Genomic DNA, 250 nt, shown 5'->3' with positions numbered 1-250 from the left:
AGCCCCAAATCAGGTAATGTCATGATGCCAAGGTCAAAAGGTCTAAATCCACATGAGCTTGCTCATAAGTGGATGAAAGGCCTTGGGACCCGCCCCAATATGAGCCTAAAAGTGGGATGACAATCCCACGATATGCGAGAGGCTCGTCCGATAACATAACGGAGAGGATCCCCAACAGCTCAATTCCCACCGTATTCCAGAAATCCGCCCCGCTGTCCGCCTTTTTCCGCTCAAAGGACACAACGCCCAC

The 250-nt window shown here is 51.6% G+C and carries 1 protein-coding gene; it reads right to left on the bottom strand.

What is annotated here, in order from left to right:
• Positions 1-19 precede the first annotated feature (19 nt).
• A partial coding sequence (locus tag LIZ87_RS22250; protein WP_227149243.1) for a hypothetical protein occupies positions 20-250 on the bottom strand: 231 nt, incomplete at its 5' end.

The organism is Lacrimispora sp. 210928-DFI.3.58 (assembly GCF_020554865.1).
Taxonomy (GTDB): Bacteria; Bacillota; Clostridia; order Lachnospirales; family Lachnospiraceae; genus Enterocloster.
The sequence above is the reverse complement of the archived record's forward strand: the minus strand, read 5'-3'. Positions and strand labels throughout refer to the sequence as shown.